The organism is Arthrobacter sp. JDC6 (assembly GCF_056484025.1).
The window spans coordinates 1,789,399-1,805,485 of record NZ_CM151278.1; the positions used below are offsets into that span (position 1 = coordinate 1,789,399).

Here is a 16,087-nt window from a genome sequence, read left to right on the forward strand (position 1 = left end):
GAAGTGACGGCCTCCAACGCAAGGAGCCTTCAAATGACCGACGCAGCCAGCAGCCAGGATCTTCTTCCTGCCGACCTCGCCATGGGCACGGTAATGCTCAAGGTGGGCGACATGAAGGTCATGACCGACTACTACCAGCGCGCACTGGGCCTGGAGGCGGTGGCGGAGCAGGACGGCGGGCTCTACCTGGGCAGGCTCGGCAGGCCGCTGGTCCACCTGGCGCCGGCCCCCGGGCTGCACCTTCCCGGCAGGGGAGAGGCCGGCCTGTTCCACACCGCCCTATTGTTCGAGGACCAGGCTTCCCTGGCTGCCACCATCGCCACGGCAGCCCAGTACGAACCCCGGTCCTTCACCGGCAGCGCCGACCACCTGGTGAGTGAGGCCTTCTACTTCACCGACCCCGAGGGCAACGGCATCGAGCTGTACTGGGACCGGCCGCGCAGCAACTGGTCCTGGAACGGGACGGACGTGGTGATGGACAGCCTGGCGCTTCCGCCGCAGCGCTACCTGGAGCAGCACCTCACTGAGGAATCCCTCGAAGGCCAGCGGCGGACGTCCGCAGGCGTGGGGCACGTCCACCTCCAGGTTGGCGACGTCCAGACCGCCAGGGACTTCTACGTGGGTACCCTGGGCTTCGAGAAGACGGCGGGCTGGCATGGGCAGGCCCTGTTCGTTTCCGCGGGCCGCTACCACCACCACATGGCCATGAACGTCTGGAACAGTCGCGGCGCCGGCCCCCGCAAGGACACCCTTGGGTTGGGCGAGGTGCTCATCGAGGTTCCCTCGGGTGACGACGTCGGGGCGCTGGCTGACCGCCTGAGGGTCGCCGGGGTGCCCGCCCACCACACCGGCGCGGAGCTCCGGTTCGAGGACCCGTGGCGCAACCGGCTCCGGGTGGCAGTCCGCTGACCGGTGCTCCTGCACGGGCCGTGCGCCAGTGCTGACGGGCCAGTGTTGGGGCTCGCGGGCTCCGGCCCGGCGCGTTTGCCGGCGGGCGCGCAGCAACTAGGCTGATTCCGTACGGCCGGGCTGCAACTCCCGGCACGCAGCTCCGCCAACGGAAGAAGGGCACCCGCCATGGGCTTCACCGAGATCTTCGTCGCCACCCATGACGCCGCGCTGAAACGCGCCGGCATCCTTGACCAGGGAAGCGGCTCCGCGGCGGACAGCGGGCCCGGGGGCCAGGCGGTGCGGATCCAGGGCATCAGCGACTTCGAAGTCGAACAGCTGGGCGATCTTGCCGGGACTGCCGTGCACGCCGGCGGGGCCGACTATGAGCTGACCATGGTGGACGTCGCCAGCGATTCGCTCCTTGCCGTGCCGCCGGCCATGGTCCGTGCGCTGGCCGACCTGCTCTCCTATGAAACCGAAGGCGAAGGCAATGTCCTTGACGACGTCGCCGAACAGTGGGCCGGCCAGGAGGATATGCCGTTCGACGCCGGCCAGGCCCGGAGCTACCTTCAGCAGGTGGCGGAGTTGGCCGCCTCGATCGACGATTCCGAGCGGACGGGACTGTACGTCTGGTCGGCCTGACCCCGTGATGCCGGTTTCGGCCGTCCTCCGCCTCCACAAGGGCCGGCCGCGGCGCCGGCGCGGTGGCTCAAGTCGAAATAACGCCGTTCATCTGGCACAATAAACAGGTACTCGATCTGCGTGGCCCCTCTCTCCGCGTCCGGATCCTGTCCTTCGAACCCGCAAGTACGGCCCGCCCCACGGGTGCAGAAAGCCGGGTTCACCCCTTTTCTGAAACAGGAGTGACCACAAAAGTGGCCGTAAAGATTCGCCTTAAGCGCTTCGGCAAGATGCGCGCCCCGTACTACCGCATCGTCGTTGCGGACTCACGCACCAAGCGTGACGGCCGCGCCATCGAGGAGATCGGCAAGTACCACCCCACCGAAGAGCCCTCGTTCATCGAGGTCAACTCCGAGCGTGCGCAGTACTGGCTCTCCGTCGGCGCCCAGCCGTCCGAGCAGGTCGCCGCGATCCTGAAGATCACCGGTGACTGGCAGAAGTTCAAGGGCCTGCCGGGCCAGGAAGGCACCCTCAAGACCAAGGTCGCGAAGGAAGCCTTTGTTGCCCCGGAGAAGGGCTCGGTCATCATCCCGGAAGCCATCACCAAGAAGGCATCCAAGTCTGACGCTGCCGAGGCCCCGGCCGACGCCGAAGCTGAGACCACCGAGGCTGAGTAGATTGCTGGCAGAAGCGCTGGAACACCTGGTCCGCGGAATCGTCGATTCCCCGGATGACGTCAAGGTCAGTTCGAAGAGCAACCGCCGCGGGGACACCCTCGAGGTGCGCGTTCACCAGGACGACCTTGGACGGGTGATTGGCCGCCAGGGCCGCACCGCCCGCGCATTGCGCACCGTGGTGGCAGCACTGGCCGGTGGCGAACCGGTGAGGGTCGACGTCGTCGATACCGACCGCCGCCGCTGAGCGCTCGGCAACATTCAGTTTTTGCTCCGGCCCCTTCACCGCCAGGTGGAGGGGCCGGAGTGCTTTGACCAACATGGTGCTTCCACCGGAACCACCACAACCCGGAACAGAGGAACAGATGCAGCTTCAGGTGGCACGGATCGGCAAGCCGCACGGCATTCGCGGGGAAGTCACCGTCCAGGTGCTGACGGACGCTCCGGAGGACCGCTTTGTCCCGGGAACGGAATTCGTCGTTGAGGACGCCGTGGCAGGACGGCTGACCGTGCGGAGTGCGCGCTGGAACAAGGACATCCTGCTGCTCGGTTTTGAGGAGGTGGCGGACCGCAACCAGGCTGAAACCCTCCGCGGCGCCAAGCTGTTCATCGAAACCGAAGAACTGGACGGGGATGATGACGAGGGCTGGTACGAGCACGAGCTTGTCGGCCTGGAGGCCCGGGTAGGGGCGCAGGTTGTGGGCAAGGTGACCGCGCTGAACACCATGCCCGTGCAGGACCTTCTCATGGTCACCACCCCGGACGGCAAGGAAATCCTCATCCCGTTCGTGGAACAGATCGTGCCTGAGGTGAATATCGAGGAAGGCTTCATCCTCCTCACCCCGCCGGACGGACTCTTCGAACTCAACACCGACGAAGCCGCTGCCCCGGAACCGGAAAGCAGGGACTAGATGCGCATCGACGTCGTCAGCATCTTCCCTGAATACCTCGCCCCGCTTGAACTCTCGCTGATTGGCAAGGCCCGCCACGACGGCATCCTGGACCTGCACGTCCATGACCTGCGCAGCTTCACCACGGACAAGCACCGCACTGTCGACGACACCCCGTACGGCGGCGGCGCCGGAATGGTCATGAAGCCCGAACCCTGGGCCCAGGCACTCGCCGCCGTGGCGGAGGAGCGGCCGGATCCGCAGCGCAAGCCGGTCCTCATCGTCCCATCCCCGGCCGGCGAGCGGTTCACCCAGGCCCTCGCCTATGAACTGGCCGAGGAACAGCACCTGGCGTTTGCGTGCGGGCGGTATGAAGGCATCGATGAACGGGTCATCGAATGGGCGCAGGAACACTTCACGGTCCGGCCTGTCAGCCTGGGCGACTATGTGCTGAACGGCGGGGAAGTGGCCGTCCTGGCCATGGTGGAAGCCATTGGCCGCCTGCTGCCCGGTGTAGTGGGCAATCCCGAATCCCTGGTGGAGGAATCCCACTCCGACGGACTCCTGGAATATCCGGTCTACACCAAGCCTTCCATGTGGCGTGACCGCGAGGTGCCGCCGGTGCTCCTGAGCGGCAACCACGGCAGGATCGCCCAATGGCGGCGCCACGAGCAGTACCGCCGCACAGCGGCGCGGCGTCCGGACCTCCTGGACGGGTTCGACGCCGGCAGCCTCCCGCTTGCCGACCGCACCGAATTGCACAACCTGGGGTATGACATCGTGGATGGCAGGCTGGTCCGCCGGCCGGAAGCGGCAGCCGCGCCGCAGGATTAGTGCCGGGCGAATTGGCGTAACCCTGCCGCTGTGGCAAAATTAACCCTTGTGTCTGCTGGGTCCGCACCTGCCACAGGGGGTAGCGCGGCCAACAGCCGGACAACCGGCCCCATCAACCCTTGAAGCGGCCGGACTATTTTACTTCGGCGGTGAGACCCGGCCTGCCTTCCGGCAGCCGGACTTGCCCGCCGTGACCCAAAGTGAATGACCTGTGGCGTTCACCAGGAGTGCAATCATGCATATTCTCGATTCCGTCGATGCAGCCTCGCTGCGCAACGATGTTCCCGAGTTCCGCGCCGGCGACACGCTCAAGGTGCACGTGAACATCATCGAAGGCAAGAACACCCGTGTCCAGGTCTTCCAGGGCTTCGTCCTGGGCCGCCAGGGCGACGGCGTGCGCGAAACCTTCACCGTTCGCAAGGTCTCCTTCGGTGTCGGCGTGGAGCGTACCTTCCCGGTGCACTCCCCGATCATCGAAAAGATCGAGGTTGTCACCAAGGGTGACGTCCGCCGCGCCAAGCTGTACTACATGCGTGCACTGCGTGGCAAGGCCGCGAAGATCAAGGAAAAGCGCGACTTCAGCTCCGCCAAGTAAGTAAGTTCTGCCCGGACTTACGGCCAGGCTGGAGCGCGGCCGTACCCGGCATGCGCCGGAGCAATGCACCAGCGCCAGGATACGGACCATGCACCAGACAAAACGCCAGCCCCGCAAAATGGGCTGGCGTTTTGTTTTACTGGCCCTGCTCCTCGCCGTGGCAATCAGCGGAGTGGTCCGGTCCCTGTGGCTTGACGTCTACTTCATCCCCTCGGATTCCATGGAGCCGCTCCTGCAGGGCGGGGACCGGATCCTGGTGTCACGCACGGACTTCCAGTCCGAACCCATCCGGCACGGGGACGTCGTTGTCTTCGATGGCCGTGGCAGCTTTGCACCGTTGAACAGCGGCAAGGGTCCGCTGCCGGACGCAGCCGCTGCCGCCATGCGGTGGCTCGGCCTGACCGGCAGCGACACAACCTACGTCAAACGGGTCATCGGCCTTCCCGGCGACACGGTGGCCTGCTGTGACGCCGGCGGCAAGGTCACCGTCAACGGCACACCCATGGATGAGCCCTACATTTTTTCCGGCGACGCGCCGAGCACGCAGAAGTTCAGCACCGCGGTTCCGGAGGGCAGGCTTTGGCTGATGGGGGACCACCGCTCGGTGTCCGCTGACTCCCGCAGCCTGCTCGGTGCTCCCGGCGGCGGACTGGTTCCGCTGGACAGGGTGATTGGCCGGCCGGTCCAGATCCTTTGGCCGCTTGATAGATTTGCTCCAGTAGCACGGCCGCCCGCAGCGGGGCCGACAACACAGAACGGACGGTAAATGCCCGAGAATCACGCGCGGAAACCTGAACCGCGCCATGACGGCGCATCAGAAACGCCCACCGTTCCAGTTCCCTCCGTACCCGGCGACACCCCGGAAACCGCCGCCCCCGTCCATCGGCGGCACAGGACGGCGTCGAAGGCAGCGGCCGCCAAGTCCGGCGGCAATCCCGTGCTCGGCTGGCTCAGGGAAATCGCCACGGTGGTGGTCATCGCCGTGGTGCTGTCCTTCCTTATCAAGACCTTCCTGTTCCGGGCATTCTTCATTCCCTCGGAATCCATGGTGAACACCCTCGACGTGGATGACCGGATCTTCGTGAACCTCCTGGTGCCGGAGCCCTTCGCGCTCAGCCGCGGCGACGTGGTGGTATTCCGTGACACCAAGGGCTGGCTGCCGCCGGCCCCGGCCAAGGCACAGGGACCGTTCACCTGGGTCCAGGACGGCCTGACGTTCGTAGGCCTCCTGCCCGACAACTCCGAACAGCACCTGGTCAAGCGTGTCATCGGGCTCCCGGGCGACCACGTTGTCTGCTGTGACGCCGGCGGTAAACTGACCATTAACGGGACCGCGATTGACGAGACCTACATCAATCCCGCGGAAGTCCCGCAGATCCGCAACTTTGACGTCACCGTACCGGAAGGCAAGGTGTGGGTGATGGGTGACAACCGGAACCACTCTGCCGATTCCCGTGCGCACATGGAGACTGACGGCGGATTCATCAATCTCAAGGACCTCGAAGGCAAGGCCGCGGTCATCGCCTGGCCGCTGAACAGGATCAAGACCCTGGACAACTACCCGGACGTGTTCCGCAGCGTCCCGGCGGCCCACTGACCGTGCCTTCAGCAGTGCAGGCGTCCCCAGCAGTGCAGACTACCCCGGCAGTGAAGGCGCGCTCCGGCTCAAAACCGGCAGCACGCGGAGCCAAGGCGCCCACGCTGCGGCACGAGCGTACCTTCAAGGCCCAGGGGGTGCGCCTGCTTGCCGGGGTGGATGAGGTTGGCCGGGGTGCCCTCGCCGGTCCTGTCAGCGTGGGAATCGCCGTCGTTGACCTGGAACGCCAGAAGCCGCTTGCAGGCGTGCGGGACAGCAAACTCCTGAGCCCTGCGGAACGGGAACGGCTGGATCCCCTGGTGCGCCGGTGGAGCATCGCATCGGCGGTGGGACACGCTTCCGCCGGCGAGATAGATTCACTCGGCATCATCGCTGCCCTTCGGCTGGCGGGAACCCGCGCGTGGAACAGCATCATCAGCGCCGGCATCATCCCGGAGGCTGTGCTGCTTGATGGAAGCCACAACTGGCTTTCCCCGGCAGGCCAGCTGTCCCTGTTCGACCAGCCCGTGCTGGAGGCCGCGTGTGAAGCCCCGGTCCATACCAAGGTCAAGGCGGACATGCAGTGCCTCAGCGTCGCGGCCGCAAGTGTTATTGCCAAGGTGGAACGGGACCGGATGATGCGGGAACTGCACACCGAATATCCCGATTACGGCTGGGACATCAACAAGGGATATGCCACGGCAGCCCATCGGAACGTCCTACGCGCCGCCGGGCCCACACCGTACCACAGGGTAAGCTGGCGGCTGCTTGGCGGGGAACTGCAGGACGCCGAGGTGCCCGACGGGGACGAGCCGTACGAAGACTGACCCCCGCCACCCGCGGCACCCGTGCCGGACATGGTGCAAGATGGAAGCATGAGTGCTGAGGATCTTGAGAACTATGAAACCGACATGGAGCTTCAGCTCTATCGTGAATACCGCGACGTGGTCGGCCTCTTCAGCTACGTTGTCGAGACCGAACGGCGCTTTTACCTGGCCAATCATGTGGACCTCCAGGCCCGCAGCGCCGATGGTGAGGTCTATTTCGACCTGACCCTCCAGGACGCCTGGGTATGGGATGTCTACCGCTCGGCACGGTTCGTCAAAAGCGTCAGGGTCCTGACCTTCAAGGACGTGAACGTGGAGGAACTGCCCCGCAACGAGGAACTGGCCCTGCCCAAGGATGTAGACCTGGGCAACTAGGGTCCCGCGGTACCCTGACTTCCCCTCCACACCGGCCCCTGTCCACATACGGCAGGGGCCTTCTGTCTTCCGCGGCCCTTCGCCTCCAGGCTGGTTGCGGAGGTACACATGAAATCCAAAGACCTGTTGGGCCGGCGGGGCGAAGACCTTGCCGTGGGCTATCTTGAAGCGCTGGGCATGCTGGTGGTGGAGCGCAACTGGCGGTGCGCCGGGGGCGAGATTGATATCGTCGCCCTCGACGGCGATGCGCTGGTGATCGCCGAAGTCAAAACCCGCCGTTCGCTCGACTACGGCCATCCGTTTGAAGCCGTCGGTCCGGAAAAGCTGGCCCGGCTGCACCGCCTCGCTGCTGCCTGGTGCCGTGACCGCGAACTGCGGATGCCGCTGCGCCGCGTGGACGTCATAGCCGTCGTGGACGACGGCGGCGGGGAACCCGTGGTCGAACACCTCAAGGGGGTGGGGTAATGTCCCTCGGGCGCACCTACTCCATCGCCCTCGTCGGGCTCAACGGCTACATGGTGGAAGTCGAGGCTGACATCGGCCAGACGCTCCCGGCCTTCGTCATTCTTGGGCTGCCGGACGCTTCCCTCAACGAAGCCAAGGAGCGCATCCGCTCAGCCGCGAAGAACTCCGGGATCCCGCTCAGCCGAAGGAAGATCACCGCAAACCTCATTCCTGCCTCACTGCCGAAACGAGGCTCCGGCTTCGATCTCGCCGTCACCATGGCCGTCCTCCGGGCAGCGAACGACATCAAGCCCACGGGGCGCACAGTCTTTATCGCCGAGCTGGGGCTCGACGGGAGGCTGCGGCCGGTGCGGGGAATCCTGCCGGCGGTCATGGCGTCGGTGCAGGCCGGGTATCCGGAGATCGTGGTGGCCCAGGCCAACCTCGCCGAGGCCTCCCTGGTCCCCGGCGCCAAGGTGCGCGGGTACCGCACGCTTGCCCGGCTTGCCCTCGACTTTGGGGCGGACCCCCAGGAACTTGCCCTGGACTTCGAACCGGACGAGGCCGATGACGCCGGTGACGGCCAGGCGCTTCCCGGCCCGTGTCCCGACATGGCAGACGTCTCCGGGCAGGGCGAAGCCCGCAGGGCTCTGGAAGTGGCGGCGGCGGGCGCCCATCATCTGCTCCTCACCGGGCCGCCAGGAGCCGGCAAGACCATGCTGGCGGAGCGGCTGCCGGGCCTCCTGCCGGACCTTGGCGACCACGAGTCCATGGAAGTCACGGCCATCCACTCGCTGTGCGGCCTGCCCGCATCCTCGGTACAGCTCCTGCGCCGGCCGCCGTTCGAGAACCCGCACCACTCAGCCACCGCTGCCGCCATCATCGGCGGCGGGACCGGCCTGCCCCGGCCGGGGGCAGCATCACGTGCCCACCGGGGCGTGCTTTTCCTGGATGAGGCACCGGAGTACGAGCGGCGTGTCCTGGACGCGCTGCGGCAGCCGCTGGAGAGCGGGGAGCTGGTTATCCACCGATCAGCCGGAACAGCCGCCTATCCGGCCCGTTTCCAGCTGGTGCTCGCCGCCAACCCCTGCCCCTGCGGCAAGGCATCGGGCAAGGGGCTGGACTGCACCTGCACACCCGTGATGCGCCGCCGCTACCTGGCCAGGATGTCCGGGCCCCTGCTGGACCGGGTGGACATCCAACTGCAGGTGGAGCGCGTATCCCTGGCCGAGTTTGGCCAAGCGGGCGCGGAAGAGGGCACTACATCAGTGGCAGGCCGGGTCCTGGACGCGCGTGCCCGGCAGGCGGAACGGTTACGGTGCTTCGGCCTGGAGACCAATTCCCAGGTGCCGGGGCGCATCCTCCGCGGTGAACTGCGTCTCCCCGCGGCCGCGACCCGGATCCTTGACCAGTCCCTGGAGCGGGGGGTACTTACCGCCCGCGGGTATGACCGTGTCCTTCGGCTCGCTTGGACGCTGGCGGACCTGGGGCACCGCGATACGCCGGACCCGAACGACATCGGACAGGCCCTGGGCCTGCGGCAGGCTTCGGCGGCCGCGGCATGACACCCAGGGATGCCGAACGGCTGGCCCGGGCCGCCCTGTCACGGCTCATGGAGCCCCAGGACACCGCGGGCCTGGCCCTTGTCCAGATGGCAGGGGCAACGGACGCGCTGCGCATCGCTGCCGGTGAGGTGGCACCCGGGCCCGACCTGGAGCGCGGGATGACATCGCTGCTGGCTGACAGCGGGGCTGCCGGCAGTTGGGCCGGACTGGCAGCCGCGTTGAAGCGTTGGCGGCCACGGCTGCCCGACCTTGCGCCCGAACGCGACCTGGCCACCATGGCCCGGCTCGGCGGACGCCTCATCATTCCCGGTGATGAGCTGTGGCCGGCCCAACTTGCCGACTTGGGAATCCAGGAGCCCATCTGCCTTTGGTGGCGCGGGCAGGAACAACCGCTGCCGGGTGCGGACAAATCCATCGCCCTCGTGGGATCGCGGGACAGCACCAGCTATGGTGCGTCCGTGACGGGGGACATCGCTTACTCGCTGGCGCAGCGGGGTTTCACGGTAGTCTCCGGCGGAGCTTACGGTATCGACGCTCATGCCCACAGAGCCGCCCTCGCCGGCAGTTCCTCCGCCGTCCCCACCATCGCCGTCATGGCCGGGGGAGTGGACCGCTTCTATCCATCCGGTAATGACGACCTGCTGCGGGCCGTGGCAAACCAGGGTGCGGTGCTGGCCGAGGTACCACCGGGGTCGGCCCCTACCCGCTACCGCTTCCTCCAGAGGAACCGCCTCATTGCTGCCCTCTCCGCGGTGACAGTGGTGGTGGAGGCGCGCTGGCGGTCTGGGGCGCTTAATACCGCCCATCACGCAGAGACCCTGGGCCGAGCCGTCGGGGCCGTACCCGGATCCGTCCACAGTGCCAACTCCGCCGGTTGCCACCGACTCCTCCGGGACGGGGGAGCCGTCTGCGTCACCGACGCGGCTGAAGTGGCCGAACTCGCCTCGCCGAGTGGATCTGCCCTTCCCGATCAGCCCACCGCAGACGCTGCAGTGCAGGACGGGCTGACACTGGAGGACCTGATCCTGCTGGACGCGCTTCCGCTTCGCTCCACTGCGTCCGTGGAAAAGCTCTCAGCCGTGGCCGGGCTTGGCCAGGACTCCGTCAGGGCAGGACTTGGGAGGCTGGGGCTGCTGGGACTCGCCGTATCGGAGCGGGGCGGCTGGAAACGCGGCAAGGCATGACCGTGTCCACTGGCGGTACCGGCCGGGCAACTGGGAAAGTAGAGGAGTGGACAATGAAGAACTGCCCGGGGAACTGGCCAAGGCACTGGACGCGTTCGCCGGGTACCTGTCAGGGGAGCGCGGGATGTCCGCCCATACCATGCGTGCGTACCTGGGCGACCTGCGCAGCCTCCTGGCCCATGCTGCATCGGAAGGCGTGGCAGGGCTGAAGGAGCTTGAACTGGGGACGTTCCGCCGCTGGCTTGGCAGCCAAAGTTCGGCGGGCGCCTCGCGGGCGACGCTGGCACGCCGGTCTGCCACGGCACGGGCCTTCACCGCCTGGGCCGTACGGGAGGAACTCATCACCGCAGACCCGGCCCTGCGGCTGAAGGCACCCAAACGCGAGGGGTCCCTGCCGGGGGTCCTGCAGGCCTCCCAGCTCGCGCGCATACTGGATGGCCTGGAAAGGGCGGCCGCGGAGGGCGAACCGCTGGCTGTACGCAACCGCGCCATCGTGGAACTCCTTTACGCCACAGGTATCCGGGTAGGCGAACTCGCCGGACTGGACGTCGACGACCTTGACCCGGACCGCCGGACGCTGCGGGTCATCGGCAAGGGCAACAAGGAACGCACGGTTCCGTTTGGAGTCCCGGCCGCGGTGGCCGTGGACGACTGGCTCCGGCGCGGGCGCCCGGGACTGGTGAAGGACACCAGCGGGCCCGCCCTCTTCCTCGGTGCCCGCGGTGGACGGGTCGACCAGCGGCAGGTGCGCGCCCTGGTCAACGCCCTGTTTGAGGCGCTCGGTGATACCTCCGCGTCCGGGCCCCACGCCCTGCGCCACTCGGCGGCCACTCATCTGCTCGACGGCGGCGCGGACCTCCGGGCAGTGCAGGAGATTCTTGGCCACAGCAGCCTGGCCACCACCCAGATCTACACACACGTTTCGGTTGACCGGCTCCGGAAGAGTTACCAGCAGGCGCATCCCAGGGCCTGATCGCCGAGGTAATCGCACTGGCGTAATTCAATGGCGTACGGCACAATAAGAGTCACGTCCGGCAACTTTCAAGTGCGGCTTGAAGCTCTCACGGCTTCGGACCGCGCGGCAAGCCCGGACACAGCTTAATCTGATACATCTGAATACAGGCAGGGAACCATCGCCGCAGTGCAGGGCGCAGCAGTTCCATCCAGGCCGAGGTCGTTGGGGAAGACGTACCTAGAGCTATGGAGGATGGAATGTCTGTTGCAATGACCCGCGGTGTGCTGTTCGTTCACTCGGCCCCTACGGCGCTGTGCCCCCACGTTGAGTGGGCAGTCGGCGCCGTGGTGGACAAGCGGACGGACCTTGAGTGGACCCCGCAGCCTGCTGCGCCCGGAATGTTCCGGGCCGAACTGTCCTGGACCGGAACCCCCGGAACGGGATCGAAACTGGCGTCCTGCCTGCGCGGTTGGGCGCATCTCCGCTATGAGGTGACGGAGGAGCCCAGCCAGGGCGTGGATGGTGGCCGGTGGTCGCACACCCCCGAACTGGGGATCTTTCATGCCGTCACAGACGTCCACGGCAACATCATGGTGTCCGAGGACCGCATCCGGTACGCCTACGAGTCCGGAGCCGGCGACCCCGCCGCCGTCTACCACGAGCTGTCCCTCGCCCTCGGCGAGGCGTGGGACGAAGAACTTGAACCGTTCCGCCACGCTGCCGAAGGCGCTCCCGTCCGCTGGCTGCACCAGGTGGGCTGACCGCCGTCGTCCACTTTTACCTCGACGACACCACAACACCTCCATAGCGCAAAGGAGGCCCCGCCAAGCGGCGGGGCCTCCTTTGCCGTCCGGGGCGACTTCCCCGGGCAGCGCCTAGATGCTGCGGATAGCCACGACGGCGTTGTGGCCGCCGAAGCCAAAGGAGTTGCTCAGTGCCACGATGTTCCCTGCAGGGAGGTCGCGGGCGGAGGTGACCACGTCGAGCGGGATCTCCGGATCCTGGTTTTCCAGGTTGATGGTCACCGGCGCCTTGCGGTCATGGACGGCCAGTACGGTGAGGACAGCCTCAACCGCCCCCGAAGCGCCCAGGAGGTGGCCCATCTGCGACTTGGTGGCAGAGACCGCCACGTCGTCCACGTGGCTGCCCAGGGCAGCACGCAGGGCCGTGTACTCGGGCTTGTCGCCGACAGGGGTGGAGGTGGCGTGGGCGTTGACGTGAACCACGTCCTCAGCCTGGATCCGGCCGTCGAACATGGCCGCCTTCAGAGCGCGGGTGGCACCAAGCCCCTGGGGATCCGGGGCAGTGATGTGGTAGGCGTCAGCGGTGACGGACGTACCGGCGAGCTCGGCATAGATGCGGGCTCCGCGGGCCAGGGCGTGTTCCTCGGCCTCGAGGACCAGGGCGCCGGCACCTTCGCCCATGACGAAGCCGTCACGGCCGGTGTCGTACGGGCGTGAGGCGCCCTGGGGATCATCGTTCCGGCGGGACAGCGCCTGCATTGAGGCAAATGCTGCCAGCGGCATGGGGTGGATGGCTGCCTCGGCGCCGCCGCACATGACGACGTCGGCCTTGCCCGAGCGGATGAGCTCCAGGCCAAGGTGCATGGCCTCCGTGCCGGAGGCGCAGGCGGAGACGGGGGTGTGGGCGCCGGCGCGGGCACCAAGGTCCAGGCTCACGGCCGCGGCAACACCATTGGGCATGAGCATGGGCACCGTCATGGGCAGGACGCGGCGCGGGCCCTTTTCCTTCAGGGTGTCCCAGGCGTCCAGCAGCGTCCAGACGCCACCGATGCCGGTGGCAAAGGCAACAGCCAGCCGGTCCTGGTCGAATTCCGTGATGCCCGAATCGGCCCAGGCTTCCCGTGCAGCGATGACGCCGAACTGGGTGGACGGGTCCATCCGCTTGGCCTCGACGCGGCTGAGGACATCAAGGGCCGGCGTGCTGCACCGTGCGGCGAAGTGGACAGGGAGTTCGTACTTGGCTACCCAGTCGTCCTCCAGGGTGCGGGCACCGGAGACCCCCTTGAGGGCGTTGCTCCACATTGTGGGCACATCGCCGCCGATGGGCGTAGTGGCGCCCAGACCGGTAATGACTACTTTGCGTGTCATGGGATCACTCTTTCGTCGGTGGGGGTATCCGCCTGCGGCTGCCGCAGGGTCCCGCACAGTTTGATGATCGGCCAGTCCCGGTCGGGGGGTACTGTGCCGGATAAATGCGGCGGGCTGCCGGTCCGGTCAGTCCGGACCGGCAGCCCCGCCAAGCCGTAGGACGGCGAAAGCCCTTGGCTAGGCCTGTGCTCCGGCGATGAAGCTGACGGCGTCGCCAACAGTCTTGAGGTTCTTGACCTCTTCGTCCGGGATGCGGACGCCGAACTTTTCCTCGGCGTTGACCACGATGGTCATCATGGAGATGGAGTCGATGTCCAGGTCCTCGGTGAAGGACTTGTCCAACTCGACGGCCTCCGGGGCCAGGCCGGTTTCCTCGTTGACGATTTCAGCCAAGCCGGCCAGGATCTCTTCGTTGCTAGCCATTGGTGGCTCCTTTTCTTGTATTGCCGGCAGGGACTGCCGGAAACGGTCCGGGCCGCGGTTGCGACCCTTGGGCGTATCTAGGGAAGGACAACTACCTGTGCGCCGAAGACCAGCCCGGCACCGAAACCGATCTGCAGGGCCAGCCCGCCGCTCAGTCCGGGGTTCTCCTGCAGGAGCCGGTGCGTTGCCAGCGGGATCGAGGCAGCGGACGTGTTGCCGGCCTCGGCAATGTCCCGTGCCACTGTAACCGTCTCGGGCAGCTTCAGCTTCTTCACCATCTCGTCGATGATGCGCATGTTGGCCTGGTGGGGGATGAAGGCAACCAGGTCTTCAGCCTGGATGCCGGCAGCATCGAGTGCCTGCTGGGCCACCTTGGCCATTTCCCACACCGCCCAGCGGAACACCGTCTGGCCGTCCTGGCGGAGGGTGGGATAGAGCTCCTGGGCTTCCTCCAGGAGGGCGAGGTCGCCCGTGGAGTCGGACTGCCGGGCGGCGAGGCCGAGGTCGCGGACGTCAAGCAGGGAGCGGGTCATGCCAATGGCGTCCCACTTGCTGCCGTCTGAGCCCCATACCGAGGGGGCGATGCCCGGGGTGTCGGAGGGGCCGATCACGACGGCGCCGGCACCATCACCGAGCAGGAAGGAGATGGTGCGTTCCCGGTTGTCGATGACGTCGGAAAGCTTTTCGGCCCCCACCACCAGGACATACTTTGCGGTACCGGAGCGGACCAGGGCGTCGGCCTGGGCAATCCCGTAGCAGTAGCCGGCGCAAGCGGCGGAAATATCAAAGGCAGGTGCGGGCGTGGCGCCGATCCTGTCGGCCAGGCTGGCTGCGGCGGAAGGCGTCGCGTAGGGGTGTGTCACGGTGGAAACAATGACGGCCCCGAGCTCCGAGGCGTCAATACCGGCCTTCTCCATGGCTTCGCGGGCAGCGCCCTCTGCCATGTCGATCACGCTGACGTCGGCAGCCGCGCGGTGGCGGGTGACGATGCCGGTGCGCTGGCGGATCCACTCGTCCGAGGAATCAATCCACTGGCACACGTCCTCGTTGGTGACGATGACGTCCGGCCGGTAGGCCCCCAGGCCAAGGATGCGGCTGTGCTCGTGGATGGGAACCTGTTTCAGTGTGGGAACGCTCATGCGTTGCCCTCCAGTTCTGCAAAGAGCGCCAGGGCCGCGGAGAGGTCATCAGGAGTCTTCACCGCAACGGTCTTGACGCCGGGCATGCCGCGCTTGGCCAGTCCGGCCAGCGTGCCGGCAGGGGCGAGTTCGATCACGCCGGTCACACCGCGCTTGACCATGCTCTCCATGCAGAGGTCCCACCGGACCGGGCGGGACACCTGGGCAATCAGGCTTTCGACGGCGGCATCACCGTCCGTGACTTCACCGCCGTCGAAATTCGACAGCAGCGGCACCTTGGGCGCCACCGGGTTCAGCTGCGGCTTCAGTTTCTCAAGCGCGCTGACAGCGGGCGACATATGGCTGGTGTGGAAGGCGCCGGCCACCTTGAGCGGGATGACGCGGGCCTTGGCGGGCGGGTTCTCGGCCAGGGCCTTCAGCTGTTCAAAGGTTCCGGCCGCCACTGTCTGGCCTGCCCCGTTGACGTTGGCGGGGGCGGCGCCGGCCGCCTCGATGGCTGCCAGCACCTCGGCCGGGTCACCGCCTACGACGGCGCTCATGCCTGTGGGGGTGACGGCTGCCGCGGCGGCCATGCTGTTGGCGCGTTCGCGGACGAAGGTCATGGCTTCCTGCTCCGTCAGCACTCCAGCCAGGGCGGAGGCGGTGATTTCACCCACGGAGTGGCCCGCGAGGATCACCGGAAGGGAGTTGAGTTCGACATCGAAGAGGGAGGCGGCGGTGACCAGCCCCGCGGCAACGATCAGGGGCTGCGCAACCGCAGTGTCCTTGATGGTTTCCTCGTCGGAGGTGGTCCCGTGGGCTATCAGGTCAATGCCTGCGATGTCACTCAGGGAGGCCAGCCGGCCTGCCACCGAGGGAAGTTCCAGCCAGGGGGCCAGAAAACCCGGGGTCTGTGAGCCCTGTCCAGGGCAGACTATTGCAAGCACGTAACCAGCTTTCCAAATTACTGTGTGATCCAGCGGTGTTTCACCGCACCAAGCTCA

At 66.8% G+C, this 16,087-nt stretch carries 20 protein-coding genes; 16 read left to right on the plus strand and 4 right to left on the minus strand.

What is annotated here, in order from left to right; all coding sequences use genetic code 11:
* Positions 1–33: 33 nt before the first annotated feature.
* The 16 genes from ACV095_RS08315 to ACV095_RS08390 all read left to right on the plus strand — a co-directional run bounded on the left by ACV095_RS08315 (position 34) and on the right by ACV095_RS08390 (position 12,192).
* Entirely contained in the window at positions 34–909 is an 876-nt protein-coding gene (locus ACV095_RS08315) for a VOC family protein (protein ID WP_018768288.1), read from the plus strand.
* Positions 910–1,077: 168 nt separating this feature from the next.
* Positions 1,078–1,533 (plus strand): hypothetical protein, encoded by a 456-nt coding sequence (locus ACV095_RS08320; RefSeq protein WP_018768287.1) that lies wholly within the window; start codon positions 1,078–1,080, stop codon positions 1,531–1,533.
* A 233-nt stretch (positions 1,534–1,766) separates the two neighbouring features.
* Entirely contained in the window at positions 1,767–2,189 is a 423-nt protein-coding gene (gene rpsP, locus ACV095_RS08325; RefSeq protein ID WP_018768286.1) for a 30S ribosomal protein S16, read from the plus strand.
* Position 2,190: 1 nt separating this feature from the next.
* The gene (locus ACV095_RS08330) at positions 2,191–2,433 is read left to right on the plus strand and encodes an RNA-binding protein (protein WP_013601399.1); all 243 of its coding nucleotides are present in this window, start codon (positions 2,191–2,193) and stop codon (positions 2,431–2,433) included.
* Between the two features lie 118 nt (positions 2,434–2,551).
* On the plus strand, positions 2,552–3,097 hold the full coding sequence (gene rimM, locus ACV095_RS08335; RefSeq protein ID WP_186447728.1) for a ribosome maturation factor RimM: 546 nt from the start codon (positions 2,552–2,554) through the stop codon (positions 3,095–3,097).
* Positions 3,098–3,910 (plus strand): tRNA (guanosine(37)-N1)-methyltransferase TrmD, encoded by an 813-nt coding sequence (trmD, locus tag ACV095_RS08340; RefSeq protein WP_478223269.1) that lies wholly within the window; start codon positions 3,098–3,100, stop codon positions 3,908–3,910.
* Positions 3,911–4,145: 235 nt separating this feature from the next.
* Positions 4,146–4,505: a 50S ribosomal protein L19 gene (gene rplS, locus ACV095_RS08345; protein WP_018768283.1), complete on the plus strand. Its 360-nt coding sequence runs from the start codon at positions 4,146–4,148 to the stop codon at positions 4,503–4,505.
* A gap of 88 nt (positions 4,506–4,593) precedes the next feature.
* The gene (gene lepB / locus ACV095_RS08350) at positions 4,594–5,271 is read left to right on the plus strand and encodes a signal peptidase I (RefSeq protein WP_478223270.1); all 678 of its coding nucleotides are present in this window, start codon (positions 4,594–4,596) and stop codon (positions 5,269–5,271) included.
* Positions 5,272–6,102 (plus strand): signal peptidase I, encoded by an 831-nt coding sequence (gene lepB, locus ACV095_RS08355; protein ID WP_056387858.1) that lies wholly within the window; start codon positions 5,272–5,274, stop codon positions 6,100–6,102.
* Positions 6,103–6,152: 50 nt separating this feature from the next.
* Positions 6,153–6,908 carry a ribonuclease HII gene (locus tag ACV095_RS08360; RefSeq protein ID WP_056388162.1) on the plus strand — a complete coding sequence of 252 codons (756 nt, stop codon included), beginning with the start codon at positions 6,153–6,155 and terminating at the stop codon, positions 6,906–6,908.
* A 48-nt stretch (positions 6,909–6,956) separates the two neighbouring features.
* Entirely contained in the window at positions 6,957–7,283 is a 327-nt protein-coding gene (locus ACV095_RS08365; RefSeq protein ID WP_056335405.1) for a DUF2469 domain-containing protein, read from the plus strand.
* Positions 7,284–7,391: 108 nt separating this feature from the next.
* The gene (locus tag ACV095_RS08370; RefSeq protein WP_018768278.1) at positions 7,392–7,748 is read left to right on the plus strand and encodes a YraN family protein; all 357 of its coding nucleotides are present in this window, start codon (positions 7,392–7,394) and stop codon (positions 7,746–7,748) included.
* A complete protein-coding gene (locus ACV095_RS08375; protein WP_478223271.1) occupies positions 7,748–9,292 on the plus strand; it encodes a YifB family Mg chelatase-like AAA ATPase in 1,545 nt (514 codons plus the stop codon). The genes ACV095_RS08370 and ACV095_RS08375 overlap by 1 nt, the downstream gene beginning before the upstream one ends.
* A complete protein-coding gene (dprA, locus tag ACV095_RS08380; RefSeq protein WP_478223272.1) occupies positions 9,289–10,476 on the plus strand; it encodes a DNA-processing protein DprA in 1,188 nt (395 codons plus the stop codon). Before ACV095_RS08375 ends, dprA begins: the two co-directional genes overlap by 4 nt.
* 46 nt (positions 10,477–10,522) lie before the next feature.
* The gene (locus ACV095_RS08385) at positions 10,523–11,449 is read left to right on the plus strand and encodes a tyrosine recombinase XerC (RefSeq protein ID WP_223991928.1); all 927 of its coding nucleotides are present in this window, start codon (positions 10,523–10,525) and stop codon (positions 11,447–11,449) included.
* A 239-nt stretch (positions 11,450–11,688) separates the two neighbouring features.
* On the plus strand, positions 11,689–12,192 hold the full coding sequence (locus ACV095_RS08390) for a DUF3145 domain-containing protein (protein WP_026265612.1): 504 nt from the start codon (positions 11,689–11,691) through the stop codon (positions 12,190–12,192).
* 114 nt (positions 12,193–12,306) lie between these two features.
* Here the strand turns inward: ACV095_RS08390 and ACV095_RS08395 are convergent, their stop codons facing one another.
* From ACV095_RS08395 to ACV095_RS08410, 4 genes are all read right to left on the minus strand, one after another.
* Positions 12,307–13,542 (minus strand): beta-ketoacyl-[acyl-carrier-protein] synthase family protein, encoded by a 1,236-nt coding sequence (locus ACV095_RS08395; RefSeq protein WP_018768273.1) that lies wholly within the window; start codon positions 13,540–13,542, stop codon positions 12,307–12,309.
* A gap of 177 nt (positions 13,543–13,719) precedes the next feature.
* Positions 13,720–13,965: an acyl carrier protein gene (locus ACV095_RS08400; protein ID WP_009359314.1), complete on the minus strand. Its 246-nt coding sequence runs from the start codon at positions 13,963–13,965 to the stop codon at positions 13,720–13,722.
* Between the two features lie 77 nt (positions 13,966–14,042).
* On the minus strand, positions 14,043–15,104 hold the full coding sequence (locus ACV095_RS08405) for a beta-ketoacyl-ACP synthase III (protein ID WP_056387340.1): 1,062 nt from the start codon (positions 15,102–15,104) through the stop codon (positions 14,043–14,045).
* Positions 15,101–16,030, minus strand: coding sequence for an ACP S-malonyltransferase (locus ACV095_RS08410; RefSeq protein WP_478223273.1), 930 nt, complete (start codon positions 16,028–16,030; stop codon positions 15,101–15,103). The genes ACV095_RS08405 and ACV095_RS08410 overlap by 4 nt, the downstream gene beginning before the upstream one ends.
* Positions 16,031–16,087 lie beyond the last annotated feature (57 nt).